Consider the following 14,543-nt stretch of genomic DNA (forward strand, 5'->3'; position numbering starts at 1 on the left):
TGCTGCAGTGCCCCTCATGCCGCGGTGCCCCTCATGCCGAATGGCCTCCGGTGCACCGGGCCGGGCCGGGGACCGGCCCGGGCGGGAGACCGGCGGGCCCGCTGGCGGGCAGGCCGTCCCGCAGCTCGGCCAGCAGGCTGTCGACGACGGCGGTGAGGTCGCCGTCGTGCGCCGCGGCGACCGCGCGCTGCCGCTGGTAGGAGGCGCCGACGGCCAGCACGCGCTCGACGTCGGCCAGCTCGGCCTCGCAGCCCAGCCGGCGCGCGGTGGGCTCGAGCTCCTCGACCAGGTCGGTGATCGCCTGGCGCACCGGCCGCACGGTGCCCTTGTCGTCGACGACGATGTCGGCGTCCAGGCCGTAGCGGGCCGCCCGCCACTTGTTCTCCCGCAGCACCCACGAGGCCGGCACCGGCAGGGTGTAGCCGCGGTCGAGCTGGGTGTCGAACTGCTCGACCAGGCACTGGGAGAGCGCGGCGACCGCGCCGATCTCGTCGAGGGTGGGCAGCCCGTCGCAGATGCGCAGCTCGACGGTGCCGAAGTCCGGGTGCGGGCGGATGTCCCACCACACCTCGCGGACGCTCTCGATGGCGTGCGTGGAGATCAGCGTCTCCATGTACTCCTCGAAGCGGTCCCAGCCCGACAGCTGGTAGGGCAGGCCGGCGGTCGGCATCCCCTCGAAGACCTTGGAACGAGCCGAGGCCAGCCCGGTGTCGCAGCCTACCCAGAACGGGGAGGACGCCGAGATCGCCAGGAAGTGCGGCACGTACTGGGTGAGCGCGTTGACGATCGGGATCGCCTTCTCCGGCGCCCGGACGCCGACGTGCACGTGGACGCCGAAGATCTGCAGCCGGCGGGCCAGCCACTGCATCTTCTCGACCAGCTGCAGGTAGCGCTCCTTGGGCGAGATCTGCTGCGTCTGCCAGTCGGTGATCGGGTGGGTGCCGGCGCACATCAGGCCCAGGCCGCGGCGCTCGGCGGCGGCCCGCACCTCGGCGAGGGTGCCGGCCAGGTCGGCCTTGGCCTCGGCGACGGTGCCGCAGATGCCGGTGATGATCTCCACGGTCGACTGCAGCAGCTCGTGCTTGGCCTTGGGGTGCTCCTGGGCGCCCTCGGGCCGGATCTCCTCGAGGATCTCGACGGCGCCCGCGGTCAGCTGCCGCGTCTGCAGGTCCACGAGCTGCAGCTCCCACTCGACGCCGAGGCTGGCTCGCTCGGAGGACCGGAACGGGATCTGCACGCTGGGGAGTCTAGGGACGAGCCGCCGTCCCGGCTGCCGGGGAAGCCGCTCCGACCAGGTCGTCCCCCGGGATGGCCGGACGCGGCAGCCACCGGGTGGCGGGGACCCGGGCCTGGACGGCCGCGACCGCCCGCCGTCCGAACCGGTCCTCGTCCACGACGGTGCTGCACAGGTTGCGCCCGACGACGAAGACCGCCCGGCCGTCCTGGGTGGGCAGCGCGGCCTCGACCAGCTCCCAGGGGATGCTGTGGACGTCGCCGTCGCTGTCGCGGTGGGCCAGCTCCCGCTCACCGACGACGAGGGCGACCCGGCTCTCCCGGGAGAACAGCCGGGCCAGCGCCGAGGGCCGGAAGGTCTCCCCCACCGGCAGCCGGTCCTGCAGGTTGCAGACGTAGCGACGCTCGACCGGCCCGCCCGGGCCCGCGTAGTCGACCTGCTCGGGCACGTACAGGATCGCCGTCGGCCGGGTGCCGCGCAGCGCCGTCGCGACCCGCTCGGCCGTCGTCGTCCGCCAGGCGTCGAGCACGTCCTGCACCGGGCGGAACGGCAGCCCGCTCACCGCGCAGTAGGCCGCGTCGGCGAGCTCGGACTCGACGACGGCGCGTTCGTCGGCGTCCAGCTCCTCCTCGAAGCCGGCCACCGCGTGCGCGAGCTCGGCGGCGGTCGGGCCGGAGTCGTGCAGCTCCGTGTAGGCCTGCCAGAGCAGGCCGGCCACCGCGGCCTCCTGCCCCGCCCGCGCGTCGACGACGACGGCGATCTCCCGCCGGTCGGCCGTGACGTCCAGGGTCCTGGAGTCGACCGAGTAGCTCAGGCCGCGGGCGAGGCGGGCGGTGTCGCGCAGGCGTTCCTTGAGCACCTCGACGCCGACGGTCAGCGCGGGGTCGCCCGCGCTGCCGGCGGACAGCAGCAGGCCGACGCCGGCGCCGTGCCCCTTGGTCCACACCGGCCCGGTCTGCGGCCGCGGGGCGGGGGCGGGCCGCTCGGGTCGGGGGCCGGCCGGCAGCGGCAGCCGCAGTCCGGTCGGCAGCGGCCCGGCGCACCACAGCGCGGCGTTGTCGCGGACGAACCAGCGGCGGGCGTGCGCCCGCACGGTCTCCTCCGTGAGGTACTCCGGACCCGGCCCGTCGGCGACGGCCAGGCCGGGACCGGTCAGGCCGAACCGGGCGGCCCAGAGCGCCGCGAGGGTGGAGTGGGCCGTGGAGCAGTTCTCCGCCTGGAGGACCCCGACCTCGACGTCCATCCGCTCGGTCGGCAGGTGCGCCAGCGCCCGGCAGATGCCCTCGAGGAACGCACCCACGGCCTCCGGCCGGCCGGTGGCGTGGAAGGTCGTCGTGTCGACGTCGGTCACCGCGTTGCACCGCAGGTGCGACTTGGGCAGCGCGCCCATCGCGAGGTGCTCCACGAGGTGGGTGACCTCGATGGTCGCGAACGTCTCGTCGCGGAGCCCGACCCCGAAGACGAGGGCGGCGGTGGTCCGTGCCGGGCCGTCGGCGGTGAAGACGGGGACGCCGTCGATGTCGATGCGCTGCACCCCGACACACTCGGCCTCCCGCTCCCCCGCCTCCAGCGGACACGCCCGCAGCGGGACAGCTGGGGCACGTGTGCCCCGTCACGCACGCGGGCGCTGGGTTAGCGTCCGAGCGTGAGTGCACCCCCCGCCACCGACCCCGCCGCCCTGGCCGCCCGCGCGGCCGACGACCTGACCAGCGCGCTCGGCAGCGGCCACGAGGTGGCCGTCGTCATGGGGTCGGGGTGGGCGCCGGCCGCCGACGCCTTCGGCGCCGCCGAGGGCAGCGTCGCCATCGGGGAGCTGCCCGGCTTCGCCGCCCCGACCGCGGTGGGCCACGGTGGTGAGGTCCGCTCGGTGCGGGTGGGCGACCGCAGGGTGCTGCTCTTCCTCGGCCGCACCCACCTGTACGAGGGCCGTGGTGTGGAGCCGGTCGTGCACGGCGTCCGGACGGCCGCCGCCGCGGGCGTGCGCACCGTCGTCCTCACCAACGCCGCCGGCGGGCTGGCCCCGGAGCAGCGGGTGGGCCAGGCGGTGCTGATCAGCGACCACCTCAACCTCACCGCCCGCTCGCCGCTGGTCGGCGCCACGTTCGTCGACCTCACCGACCTGTACTCCGCCCGGCTGCGGTCGCTGGCCCGCCAGCTGGACCCGTCGCTGACCGAGGGCGTCTACGCGGCGCTGCCGGGGCCGCACTACGAGACGCCGGCCGAGATCAGGATGCTGCGCACGCTCGGCGCGGACCTGGTGGGCATGTCGACGGCGCTCGAGGCGATCGCGGCCCGCGCCGCGGGGCTGGAGGTGCTGGGCCTGTCGATGGTCACCAACGCCGCGGCCGGCATCACCGGCGAGAAGCTCGACCACGAGGAGGTGCTCGCCGCGGGCAGGGCGGCGGCCGGCCGGCTGGGCGAGTTGCTGGTGCGGTTCATCGGCCGGCTGCCGTGAGCGGGCAGGGGCGGGAGCCCGTCAGCGAGGAGCGGAGCGCCCCGCGTGAGCGAACAGGTGCCGTCGTGACGGCGGTCTCCGCGGAGACGGCCGCGGGGAGGTCCCGGTGACCGGTCCTGTGCTGCTCACCGGCGCGGCCGGCCGGATCGGCACGGTGCTGCGAGGTGGGCTCCCCGAGCGCGGCTGGGCGCTGCGCTCGCTGGACGTCGTCCCGATCGCCGATCCCCGCCCGGGCGAGGAGCACGTGGTCGCCGACGTCACCGACCGGGCCGCGATGGCCGAGGCCGTGGAGGGTGCGAGCGCCGTCGTCCACCTGGGCGGCGTCTCCGGCGAGTCGACGTGGGCGGCGGTCTCGCACGCCAACATCGACGGCACCCAGTGCGTGCTGGAGGCGGCCCGGCGGGCCGGCGTCCCCCGGGTGGTGCTGGCGTCGAGCAACCACGCCACCGGCTTCACCCCGCGCCCGGCCGAGGGCCTGCTGCGCGAGACCGACGGCCTCCCGCGACCGGACACCTTCTACGGGGTGTCCAAGGTGGCGATGGAGGCGCTCGGCTCGCTCTACGCCGACCGGTACGGCCTGGACGTCGTGTGCCTGCGCATCGGCACCGCCGCCCCCGAGCCGACGACGACCCGTCACCTGTCGACGTGGCTCTCCCCCGCCGACCAGGTGTCGCTGGTCGACGCCGCGCTGCGGGCGCCCTCCCCCGGGTTCGCCGTGGTGTGGGGCGTCTCGGCCAACTCCCGCGGCTGGTGGGACCTCACGGCCGCCCGATCGCTGGGCTACGAGCCGGTCGACGACGCCGAGCCGTACGCGGCGGCACTCGTCGCAGTGCACGGCGAGCCCGATCTCGCGGACCCGGTGCACGGCCGCGTCGGCGGTGAGTTCACGACGGCGGACTTCGACGCCGAGCACTTCGAGGAGCGCGCATGAGCCTGCTCGAGGCCGCCCGCGCCTGGGCCGACGCCGATCCGCACGACGGCGACCGCCGGGAGATCGAGGCGCTCATCGAGGCTGCGCCCACCGATCCCGGGGCCCACACGGAGCTGGAGCGCCGCTTCGCCGGGCCGCTGACCTTCGGCACCGCCGGGCTGCGCGGCCCGCTGCGCGCCGGGCCGGCCGGGATGAACGCCGCCGTGGTCACCCGCGCGGCCGCCGGCCTGGGCCGCTGGCTGGCCGACGCCGGGCACGCGGGCGGAGGCGTGGTGATCGGGTTCGACGCCCGCCGGCGCTCCGACGAGTTCGCCCGGGCGTCCGCCGCGGTGCTGGCCGGCGCGGGGTTCGCCGTCCAGGTGCTGCCGCGGCCGCTGCCGACGCCGGTGCTCTCCTTCGCCGTCCGGCACCTCGGGTGCGTGGCCGGGGTGATGGTGACCGCCAGCCACAACCCGCCCGACGACAACGGCTACAAGGTCTACCTGGGCGACGGCGCGCAGCTGGTGCCGCCGGTCGACCGGGAGATCGAGGCGGTGATCGCCGCGGTCGGCGCGGCGCGCGAGGTGCCGACGTCCGACGACTGGCTGACCCTCGGCGACGACGTCCAGGCCGACTACGTGGCGGCGGTGGTGCGCGCGCTGGAGCCGTCGCGCGTCCCCGACCGCGACCGCCTCGTCGTCGCCTACACGGCGATGCACGGGGTCGGCGCGGAGACGACCCGGGTGGCGTTCGCCGCTGCCGGGTTCGCCCCGCCGGTGAGCGTGCCCGAGCAGGACGAGCCCGACCCGGCGTTCCCGACCGTGGCCTTCCCCAACCCGGAGGAGCCGGGCGCGGTCGACCTGCTGACCGCCCTGGCCGCCCGGGTGGACGCCGACGTGGCGATCGCCGAGGACCCCGACGCCGACCGCTGCTCGGTGGTCTGCGGCGGCCGGCAGCTGACCGGCGACGAGGTGGGCGGGTTGCTCGCCGACTGGCTGCTGCGCCGCGGGGTGCGCGGCACGTACGCGGCGTCGCTGGTGAGCGGCTCGCTGCTGCACGCGCTGGCCGCCGCGCACGGCGTCCGGTTCGCCGAGACGCCGACCGGCTTCAAGTGGATCGTCCGCGCCGGGTCGGCCGACGAGCCGCTGGTGTTCGGGTACGAGGAGGCGCTGGGCTACGCGGTGGCGCCGTCCGTCGTGAAGGACAAGGACGGCATCTCGGCCGCGCTGGCCGTCGCGCTGCTGGCGGCCGAACTGAAGGCGACCGGCCGCACGCTGACCGACCGGCTCGACGAGCTGGCCCTCGAGCACGGGCTGTTCGCGACCGGGCAGCTGTCGGTGCGGGTCGAGGACCTCTCGCGGATCGGCGCGATGATGGCGCGGCTGCGGTCGGCGCCGCCCCGGCAGTTGCTCGGGCGCGCGGTGACCGCCTCCGACCTGCTCGACGAGACGCCTGCGGTGGACGCCGTCCGGCTGCTGGGCGACGGTGTGCGGGTGATCGTGCGGCCCAGCGGCACCGAGCCCAAGCTCAAGGCGTACCTGGAGACGGTCGTCCCGGTGCACGAGGACGCCGGGATCATCGCCGCGCGCGGCCGGGGCGCCGACGAGCTCGACCGGTTGCGCGCCGAGATGTCGGCGGCCCTGGGGCTGTAGTGGACATCCGCGCGCTGGTCTTCGACGTCTTCGGCACCGTCGTGGACTGGCGCGGTGGCGTCGCCCGCGAGGCGTCCCGGCTGCTGGGCCCGGCGGTGCACGCCGTCGCGCTGGCCGACGACTGGCGTGAGCGGTACGTGCCGTCGATGGAGCGGGTGCGCTCCGGTGAGCTGCCGTGGACGCCGCTCGACGCGCTGCACCGGTCCTCGCTGGACGACGTCCTGGCCGACGCCGGGCTGGGGTCCGTGCCGGCCGAGGTCCGCGACGAGCTGGTGCTGGCCTGGCACCGGCTGGACCCGTGGCCGGACGTGCTCCCCGGTCTCCGCCGGCTGGCCCGCTCGTTCGTGCTGGCGCCGCTGTCCAACGGCAACGTGGCGCTGCAGGTGGACCTCGCGCGGCGGCCCGGCCTGCCGTGGGACTGCGTGCTGGGGGCCGAGATCGTGCGGCACTACAAGCCCGACCCGGAGGTCTACGACTCCGTGCCGGAGCTGCTCGCGGTGCCGCCGTCCTCGGTGGTCATGGTCGCGGCGCACCTCGACGACCTGGCCGCGGCGCGGGCGCGAGGGCTGCGGACGGCGTACGTGCACCGGCCCGACGAGTTCGGCGGGCGCGAGGTGCCACCAGCTTCGGACCCGGAGGCCGACTGGTCGCTGGCCTCGTTCGAGGAGCTGGCCGAGGCCCTGGGCGCCTGAGGGCGGCCATTGCCGGCGTTCCCCGCGGCTTGCCGGTGCGGCAGCGCCGGCAACCCGCGAGAACCCCGGCAATGCGTTCGGGTGGTTGTCCACAGCAGTGCATGCCTGGCACGGCGGCACTCCGTAGTCTCCCGGCGACCGGTGATCAACACGGGGGTGGACGACGTGACACGGCGCTGGACCCTGCGACTGGTGGCGGGCCTCGCGGCCAGCACGGTGGCGCTGAGCGGCTGCTCGGAGCGGCAGGCGGCCAACGACACCCTGCCCGAGGGGGATCCCTCGCCCGGCGCATCCGAGGCCGAGCTGCCACCCCTGGGCCCGCCCGACCTGCCCATGCCCGCCGAGGCCCGCACCCAGGACGCCGCAGGTGCCGAGGCCTTCGTCCGCTACTACATCGACCTCATCAACCGGACGTCGACCGTCATGGACGCCGCTCCCCTGCGCGAGTTCAGCGACGGTTGCGCTGAGTGCGATCGAATCGCAACCGACACCGAGAACGATGCCGCCGCGGGCTACCACTATGAGGGTGGCGAGATCACTGTTGATTGGATCGAAGCGCTAGAACCGCAAGCTGAAGCCAAGATAGCCTTCTTTGTCGACCAGGCCGCCCTCAGGGTTGTGGACGCATCGGGATCCATAGTCCAAGACTTGGCATTTCCCGCGCTTTCAGATATGTCTTCAGGCGCGCTGGCTCGTTGGAACACCGAGAGGGCCTCGTGGATCCTCACGAGCTTCACTCTCGGATGACTCGACGCCGAGTGCAGCGCGCTCTACTGGTGTTGGCGTGCGCAGCGACTTTAGTGACCCTGGGGTCTCAACCGAGCCTTGCCGACAACTGTCGGCGCGGCTGCGATCGTCCAGAGGTTGGCACTGGAGAAGGTGCCCTCACCGCCGCGTACGCCGAGCGAACCGAGGGCAACATCTGGGTCACAACAAATCAAGCAACCGCGAACGCACCGTATACGTACCGCCTTCTAACTCCCTGCCAGATTGATACTGCCGCTGGCAGCGTCTGTCGCCCTGACGATGACGCACTCTGCCCAGCTCCACCAGACAGGGTTGTGCAGCTAATGGTGCTTCAGCAAAGACAACTCGTCTTGCTCGACGGCACGACTGCTGGCGGCTTTACGCCACCACTCGGCAGTGCACCTGGAACGCCGGTCGGCGGCTGGGAGCCCCTGGCACGGGCCTGCGTCGACATCACGGCGCTGAACCCGCCACCGTCGCCGGCAGAGGTCTTCCGCTACTTCCAGACCCTGCCGCTGCCCGACCTGCCCACTCAGCAGCAGCCGCCGGGCAACGCGCTCGCTGGCCTGCCGGTCGTCTTCTACACCGACGGGCCGACCACCCAGACCTTCACCGTCGACATCCGCGGCTTCACCGTCGACATCGTCGCCACCGCCACCGGTTTCACCTGGGACACCGGCGACGGCACCGTCCTGCGGACCACCGACCCCGGCGCCCCCTACCCCGACCACACGATCAGCCACGACTACCGCAGCGGCACCTACACCGCCGCCCTCACCACCACCTGGAGCGGCACCTTCAGCGTCGACGGTGGCGCGACGGCCGACGTCCCCGGCACCACGACCACCGACGGCCCGCCGGCCACCCTCACCGTCCTGCAGGCCAGCCCCGTCCTGACGAACCCCTTCGACTAACCGCTGTGGCGCTGTCCATCCGCTCCCGCGTCGTTGCAGCAGCGCGGAGGCGTCGGGAACAGCGCGAGGGTGCGGCCGTTGCCGGGGATCCCGGTGCAGGGCCGGTGCGGCAGCGCCGGCAATGCGCGAGGAACGCCGGTGATGCGCCGCCCGAGCTCACCAGGGCTGCGGCATCGGCGGCTGGCCCGGCGGCAGCCCGTAGCGGTTGGGTACCGGCTGACCGGCCAGGAAGCCGTTCTGGATCAGCAGCACGAGCCACCCGACGAGGGGCAGGAGCGACCAGAGCAGCCACCACGCCGGGTGCCCGCGGTCGTGCAGCCGCGTCACCGTGGAGCTGATCGACGGCACGATCGTCAGCAGCGAGACCACCGTGGTCAACGGCCCACCGAGGACGCCCCAGGCGCTGCTGGTGTCGACCGTCGTGGAGAAGACCGGGTAGCCCAGCGACGCGTCCGCGACGTTGGCCAGAAGGCCGAGCCCGGCGATCGGCAGCGTGTAGTGCAGCCACCAGGTCGTCCGGTCGATCCGTCCCCGCCGCACGTACCACTCGCCCAGACCCACGTCCGTCCCCGTCTCCCCGCCCCACCGTGGGGCGCCGCGAGCAGGGTGCCGTCCCGGCGGCCGCCCACCCTGCACCCGCGGCCGCGCCCTCACCCGGACGAGGGGTCAGGACGGGACGTGCTCCCGGCAGCCGGACTCCAGCGCGCGGTCCGCGGTCGCCAGCACCGCGACGACGTCGCGCGCGAAGCCGACGTCGCACGGGTGCGTCCCGCCGGCCACCGCGGCCGCCGCCAGCTCGTCGACCGCCACGGAGAACGACTCGACCGGGCTCTCGGTGTCCGGGAGCAGCACCAGCCGGCCGGCGTCCCCGTGCACGAAGAACTCGATGCCCGTCGACATCGGCGCGACGGTGTGCGACAGCGTCACCGTCGAGGAGACGCCGGGGGTGGCGTGCTGCAGCACCAGGTGCACGGTGTCGCCGGCGCCGGCCCCAGCCTGCACGGAGACCACCGGGCCGAGCGTCGGCACCAGCAGCGAGAGCGCGTGCGGACCGATGTCCCACAGCGCGCCGTGCTCGCGCCGCCAGGCCGAGTCGAAGGGGCTGCCGGCCAGCGCGCTCAGCCACGAGCCGGCGCCTCCGGCCAGCCGGGTCCGGGCGGCCTGGGTCATCCAGGTCGACGTCCCGGCCTGGAAGCGGAAGGTGAAGAACACGACCGAGGCGACCCTCGCCGAGCGGACCGCGGTCACGACCCGGTCGGCCTCGGCGAGCGAGAGCCCGATGGGCTTCTCCAGCAGCAGGTGCTTCCCGACGGCCGCGGCCTGCTCGGCCAGCCCGGCCTGCACCGACGGAGGGACGGCGATCGCCACGGCGTCGACCTGGTCGAGCAGCGCGGCCAGGTCCGAGAACCCGGGGACGTCGAACTCCGCGCCGACCGCCTTCGCCTTGGACAGGTCGCGACCCCACACGCCGACCAGCTCGGCGGTCGGGTGCTCGGCAAGGGCGGCCGCGTGGACCGTCCGCGCCCAGTGGCCGGTGCCCAGCACCCCGAAGCGCACGGTCAGACCGCCCCGAACTGACGGTCGCCGGCGTCCCCGAGCCCCGGGACGATGTAGGCCTTGTCGTTGAGCCCCTCGTCGACCGAGGCGGTGAACACCCGCAGCGGCAGCCCGCTCTCCTCCAGCCGGCGGACCCCCTCCGGCGCGGCCAGGGCGCAGAGCACGGTGATCGAGGTGGCGCCGCGCTCGGTCAGGAGCCCGCAGCAGTGCACCAGCGACCCGCCCGTGGCCAGCATCGGGTCGAGGACGAACACCTCGCGGCCGACCAGGGACGCCGGCAGAGAGGCCATGTACGCCTCGGGCTGGAAGGTCACCTCGTTGCGGGCCAGGCCGACGAAGCCCATCTGCGACTCCGGCAGCATCCCGTGCGCGGTGTCGGCCATCCCGAGCCCGGCCCGCAGCACCGGCACGATGAGCGGCGGCGCGGCCAGCCGGTAGCCGGTGGTGCCGGTCACCGGCGTGGTGATCTGCTCCTCGGCGACGGGCAGGTCGCGGGTGGCCTCGTAGACCAGCATCTGGGTCAGCTCCGCCAGGGCCGCGCGGAACGCCGCGTTGTCGGTCCGCTCGTCGCGCATGCGGGTCAGACGGGCACGGGCGAGCGGGTGGTCGACGACGGTGAGCTGCACGCGCGACACCGTAGCGGCCCGGTGGACCCCGGCTCCCGGCGCTGGCACGATCCCCGCCGTGACGACGACGCAGGAGTGGCGCCGCCGGTAGGTGGCTGCCCTCATCGTCCGGCCCACCCGACCCCGGTGGGCCGCAGCTCCGGTCCACCCTCCCCCGAGGAGACCGCCCGTGCCCACCGTCGAGCTCGGACCCCTGCCGGCCGGCGCAGCCGGCGAGCTGCTCACCCTGCAGCGCGCCGCCTACGTGACCGAGGCGCAGCTGTACGACGACGTCCGGCTGCCGGCCCTGGTCCAGACCACCGCCGAGCTGGTCGACGAGCTCGCGGCCGGCACGTGCCTGGCGGCGGTCGCCGGCACCCGGCTGGTCGGCGCGGTGCGCACCCCCGAGCGGGACGGCGTCCTGCACGTCGGCCGCTCCCGCCAGCACGTGCGGCCCGGTCTGGAGCTCGTGCACCTCACCGAGGATCTGCGGTGAGCGAGCCGCGCGGCGCCACCGACATCGGGCGCTACCTCATCAGCTCCCGCTCCTCGGCCGAGTACCGCGCGATGTTCGCGCTGACCGACGACGACCTGCGCGGGCGGGTGCTCGACTGCCCCGGCGGCGGCGCGTCGTTCACCGCGGCAGCCCGCGCCCGCGGCACCGAGGCGTTCGCGGTCGACCCCGTGTACGCCACGGCTCCCCGGGAGCTGGTCGCACGGCTCGACGGCGAGCTGGCGCGGGGCAGCGCCTGGGCCACCGCCCACGCCGACCGCTACGTCTGGGACCACTACGGCGACCCCGCAAGCCACGCCCGGCTCCGGGCGGACTCGGCGGCGGTCTTCGCGCGTGACCTGACCGACCACCCCGGGCACCACGTGGCGGCCGCCCTGCCGCACCTGCCGTTCGCCGACGGCGCCTTCGACCTGGTCCTCTCCTCGCACCTGCTGTTCACCTACGCCGACCGGCTGGACGCGGGCTTCCACGTCGCCGCCCTGCGCGAGATGGCCCGGGTCGGCGCCGAGGTGCGCGTCTACCCGCTGGTCGACCAGGCCGGCCGGTTCCTCCCCGACCTGCTCGCCTCCGTGGTGGCGGAGCTCCGCGACGCCGGCGTGCGGGCAGAGGTCCAGGACGTCCCCTACGAGTTCCAGCGCGGCGCCCGCAGCATGCTGCGGCTCCGGTCGGTCCCCACCCGCACGGGGTGTGCGGGGCGCGGGAGCAACGGGGGCGGGAGGGAGAATGCCCACATGACCCACGTGCTCGACCCCCGCGCGCCGGCGGCGATCCCGCCGCGGCGCGAGCCCCCGGCGCCGTACCGCGACGTGACCCGTTCCGACGCCGCCTTCCGGGCCTTCCTGCACGGTCTCCCCGGGGTCGACCAGGTGGGGGCCGAGGCGCGCGTCGGCGTGCTCGGCACCCGGTCGATCAAGACCACCGCCAAGGCCTGGGCCATCGACACCGCGATCTCGATGGTCGACCTCACCACGCTCGAGGGCGCCGACACCCCGGGCAAGGTCCGCAGCCTGGCCGCCAAGGCCCGTCGTCCCGACCCCACCGACCCCTCCTGCCCGCCGGTGGCCGCGGTGTGCGTCTACGGCGACCTGGCCGGCGTCGCGGAGGAGGCCCTGGCGGGCACCGGCATCCACGTCGCCGCCGTCGCCACCGCCTTCCCCAGCGGCCGGGCCAGCCGGGCGGTCAAGCTCGCCGACGTGCGGGACGCCGTCGCGAACGGCGCCGACGAGATCGACATGGTCATCGACCGCGGCGCCTTCCTCGCCGGCCGCTACCTCGACGTCCACGACGAGATCGTCGCGGTCAAGGAGGCCTGCGGTGACGCGCACCTGAAGGTCATCCTGGAGACCGGCGAGCTGGTCACCCTCGACAACGTCCGCCGCGCCTCCTGGTTGGCGATGCTCGCCGGCGGCGACTTCATCAAGACCTCCACCGGCAAGATCTCCCCCGCGGCCACCCTGCCGGTCTGCCTGGTCATGCTCGAGGCGGTCCGCGACTTCCGCGCCGCCACCGGCCGCCAGGTCGGCGTCAAGCCCGCGGGCGGCATCCGGACGACGAAGGACGCGATCAAGCACCTGGTCCTCGTCAACGAGGTCGCCGGGCCCGAGTGGCTCTCTTCCGAGTGGTTCCGCCTCGGCGCCTCGAGCCTGCTCAACGACCTGCTCCTGCAGCGGCAGAAGCTGCGCACCGGCCACTACTCAGGGCCCGACCACGTGAGCGTCGACTGATGGCCGGACCCGCGGTTCCGGCCGTCCCCCAGCCCTCCGCCCCCGACCACGTGAGCGTCGACTGACCATGACCAACCCGTTCGAGTACGCCCCCGCTCCCGAGTCGCGCTCGATCGTCGACGTCGCGCCGTCCTACGGCCTGTTCGTCGACGGCGAGTTCGTCGACGGCTCCGGGACCCCCTTCAAGACGGTCAACCCGGCCACCGAGGAGGTCCTCTCCGAGGTCGCCACCGGCACCGATGCCGACGTCGACCGCGCCGTCCGCGCCGCCCGCCGCGCGTTCGCCCGCGTGTGGGGGCCGATGCGCCCCGCCGACCGCGGCAAGTACCTGTTCCGCATCGCCCGCCTGCTGCAGGAGCGGGCGCGGGAGTTCGCCGTCCTGGAGTCGCTGGACAACGGCAAGCCGATCCGGGAGTCCCGCGACGTCGACGTCCCCCTGGCCGCGGCGCACTTCTTCTACCACGCGGGCTGGGCCGACAAGCTGGACTGGGCCGGCCTGGGCCCCGGCCCCCGGCCGCTCGGCGTGGCCGGCCAGGTCATCCCGTGGAACTTCCCGCTCCTGATGCTGGCGTGGAAGGTCGCCCCGGCGCTGGCCACCGGCAACACCGTCGTCCTCAAGCCGGCCGAGACCACCCCGTTGACCGCGCTGCTGTTCGCCGAGGTCTGCCGCCAGGCCGACCTGCCGCCGGGCGTGGTCAACATCGTGACCGGCGCCGGCGACACCGGCCGGGCCGTCGTCGAGCACGAGGACGTCGACAAGGTGGCGTTCACCGGGTCGACCGAGGTGGGCCGCTCCATCGCCCGCGCCGTCGCCGGCACCCGGAAGAAGCTCACCCTCGAGCTCGGCGGCAAGGCGGCCAACATCGTCTTCGACGACGCCCCGATCGACCAGGCCGTCGAAGGCATCGTGCAGGGCATCTTCTTCAACCAGGGCCACGTGTGCTGCGCCGGCAGCCGGCTGCTGGTGCAGGAGTCGGTCCACGACGAGGTCATCGCCTCGCTGCAGCGGCGCATCGGCACGCTGCGCCTGGGCGACCCGCTGGACAAGAACACCGACATCGGCGCGATCAACTCCGCCGAGCAGCTGGCGCGCATCCGGGAGCTGTCCGAGATCGGCGAGGCCGAGGGGGCGCACCGGTGGCAGCCGGCCTGCGAGCTGCCCGACCGCGGCTGGTGGTTCCCGCCGACGGTCTTCACCGACGTCTCCCCCGCCCACCGCATCGCCCGCGACGAGGTCTTCGGGCCGGTGCTGTCGGTGCTGACCTTCCGCACGCCCGACGAGGCCGTCGCCAAGGCCAACAACACCACCTACGGCCTCTCGGCCGGCATCTGGACGGAGAAGGGCTCGCGGATCCTCGCGATCGCCGACCGGCTGCGCGCCGGCGTGGTGTGGGCCAACACCTTCAACGAGTTCGACCCGACGTCGCCGTTCGGCGGCTACAAGCAGTCCGGCTACGGCCGCGAGGGCGGCCGGCACGGGCTCGCCGCGTACCTGAAGGGAGCGAACGGCGAATGAGCATCGCAGCGGGCGCCGGCGAA

Annotated in this window: 14 protein-coding genes; 9 read left to right on the forward strand and 5 right to left on the reverse strand. The window is 74.4% G+C overall.

The features are described 5' to 3' along the window. Positions 1-31: 31 nt before the first annotated feature. Together ACWIX3_RS00500 and ACWIX3_RS00505 are read right to left on the reverse strand one after the other, a co-directional pair. Positions 32-1,237 (reverse strand): glutamate--cysteine ligase, encoded by a 1,206-nt coding sequence (locus ACWIX3_RS00500; protein ID WP_448610149.1) that lies wholly within the window; start codon positions 1,235-1,237, stop codon positions 32-34. Between the two features lie 10 nt (positions 1,238-1,247). Then, a complete protein-coding gene (locus ACWIX3_RS00505) occupies positions 1,248-2,768 on the reverse strand; it encodes a hypothetical protein (protein WP_448610150.1) in 1,521 nt (506 codons plus the stop codon). A gap of 111 nt (positions 2,769-2,879) precedes the next feature. On the opposite strand from ACWIX3_RS00505, the gene ACWIX3_RS00510 reads away from it, so the two are divergent. The 6 genes from ACWIX3_RS00510 to ACWIX3_RS00535 all read left to right on the forward strand — a co-directional run bounded on the left by ACWIX3_RS00510 (position 2,880) and on the right by ACWIX3_RS00535 (position 8,604). Further along, positions 2,880-3,689, forward strand: a complete 810-nt coding sequence (locus tag ACWIX3_RS00510) for a purine-nucleoside phosphorylase (RefSeq protein WP_448610151.1) — start codon at positions 2,880-2,882, stop codon at positions 3,687-3,689. 106 nt (positions 3,690-3,795) lie between these two features. Beyond that, entirely contained in the window at positions 3,796-4,620 is an 825-nt protein-coding gene (locus ACWIX3_RS00515) for an NAD-dependent epimerase/dehydratase family protein (RefSeq protein WP_448610152.1), read from the forward strand. After that, positions 4,617-6,251: a phospho-sugar mutase gene (locus ACWIX3_RS00520; RefSeq protein ID WP_448610153.1), complete on the forward strand. Its 1,635-nt coding sequence runs from the start codon at positions 4,617-4,619 to the stop codon at positions 6,249-6,251. The genes ACWIX3_RS00515 and ACWIX3_RS00520 overlap by 4 nt, the downstream gene beginning before the upstream one ends. Beyond that, positions 6,251-6,943 (forward strand): haloacid dehalogenase type II, encoded by a 693-nt coding sequence (locus ACWIX3_RS00525; RefSeq protein ID WP_448610154.1) that lies wholly within the window; start codon positions 6,251-6,253, stop codon positions 6,941-6,943. Before ACWIX3_RS00520 ends, ACWIX3_RS00525 begins: the two co-directional genes overlap by 1 nt. Positions 6,944-7,099: 156 nt before the next feature. After that, on the forward strand, positions 7,100-7,690 hold the full coding sequence (locus ACWIX3_RS00530) for a DUF6318 family protein (protein WP_448610155.1): 591 nt from the start codon (positions 7,100-7,102) through the stop codon (positions 7,688-7,690). A 323-nt stretch (positions 7,691-8,013) separates the two neighbouring features. After that, positions 8,014-8,604: a hypothetical protein gene (locus ACWIX3_RS00535; protein ID WP_448610156.1), complete on the forward strand. Its 591-nt coding sequence runs from the start codon at positions 8,014-8,016 to the stop codon at positions 8,602-8,604. A 156-nt stretch (positions 8,605-8,760) separates the two neighbouring features. On the opposite strand, the gene ACWIX3_RS00540 is transcribed toward ACWIX3_RS00535, so the two are convergent. The 3 genes from ACWIX3_RS00540 to upp all read right to left on the reverse strand — a co-directional run bounded on the left by ACWIX3_RS00540 (position 8,761) and on the right by upp (position 10,787). Then, on the reverse strand, positions 8,761-9,165 hold the full coding sequence (locus tag ACWIX3_RS00540; RefSeq protein WP_448610157.1) for a DUF805 domain-containing protein: 405 nt from the start codon (positions 9,163-9,165) through the stop codon (positions 8,761-8,763). Positions 9,166-9,270: 105 nt separating this feature from the next. Next, positions 9,271-10,161 (reverse strand): Gfo/Idh/MocA family protein, encoded by an 891-nt coding sequence (locus ACWIX3_RS00545; RefSeq protein ID WP_448610158.1) that lies wholly within the window; start codon positions 10,159-10,161, stop codon positions 9,271-9,273. 2 nt (positions 10,162-10,163) lie between these two features. Next, entirely contained in the window at positions 10,164-10,787 is a 624-nt protein-coding gene (gene upp, locus ACWIX3_RS00550; RefSeq protein ID WP_448610159.1) for a uracil phosphoribosyltransferase, read from the reverse strand. A 169-nt stretch (positions 10,788-10,956) separates the two neighbouring features. Between upp and ACWIX3_RS00555 the strand changes: the two genes are divergently transcribed. The 3 genes from ACWIX3_RS00555 (at position 10,957) to ACWIX3_RS00565 (ending at position 14,520) form a co-directional block, all read left to right on the forward strand. Next, positions 10,957-11,262 (forward strand): hypothetical protein, encoded by a 306-nt coding sequence (locus ACWIX3_RS00555; RefSeq protein ID WP_448610160.1) that lies wholly within the window; start codon positions 10,957-10,959, stop codon positions 11,260-11,262. Further along, positions 11,259-13,004, forward strand: coding sequence for a deoxyribose-phosphate aldolase (deoC, locus tag ACWIX3_RS00560; protein WP_448610161.1), 1,746 nt, complete (start codon positions 11,259-11,261; stop codon positions 13,002-13,004). The genes ACWIX3_RS00555 and deoC overlap by 4 nt, the downstream gene beginning before the upstream one ends. A gap of 67 nt (positions 13,005-13,071) precedes the next feature. Next, complete coding sequence (locus ACWIX3_RS00565) at positions 13,072-14,520, forward strand: aldehyde dehydrogenase family protein (protein WP_448610162.1); 1,449 nt, start codon at positions 13,072-13,074, stop codon at positions 14,518-14,520. Positions 14,521-14,543: the final 23 nt, after the last annotated feature.

This window comes from Geodermatophilus sp. URMC 60, assembly GCF_053502585.1.

What these genes read in the sequence shown, in the direction of transcription:
- ACWIX3_RS00520 (WP_448610153.1), top strand. Translation starts at nt 4,617, where the DNA reads ATGAGCCTGCTCGAGGCCGCCCGCGCCTGGGCCGACGCCGATCCGCAC.
- ACWIX3_RS00535 (WP_448610156.1), top strand. Translation starts at nt 8,014, where the DNA reads ATGGTGCTTCAGCAAAGACAACTCGTCTTGCTCGACGGCACGACTGCT.
- ACWIX3_RS00565 (WP_448610162.1), top strand. Translation starts at nt 13,072, where the DNA reads ATGACCAACCCGTTCGAGTACGCCCCCGCTCCCGAGTCGCGCTCGATC.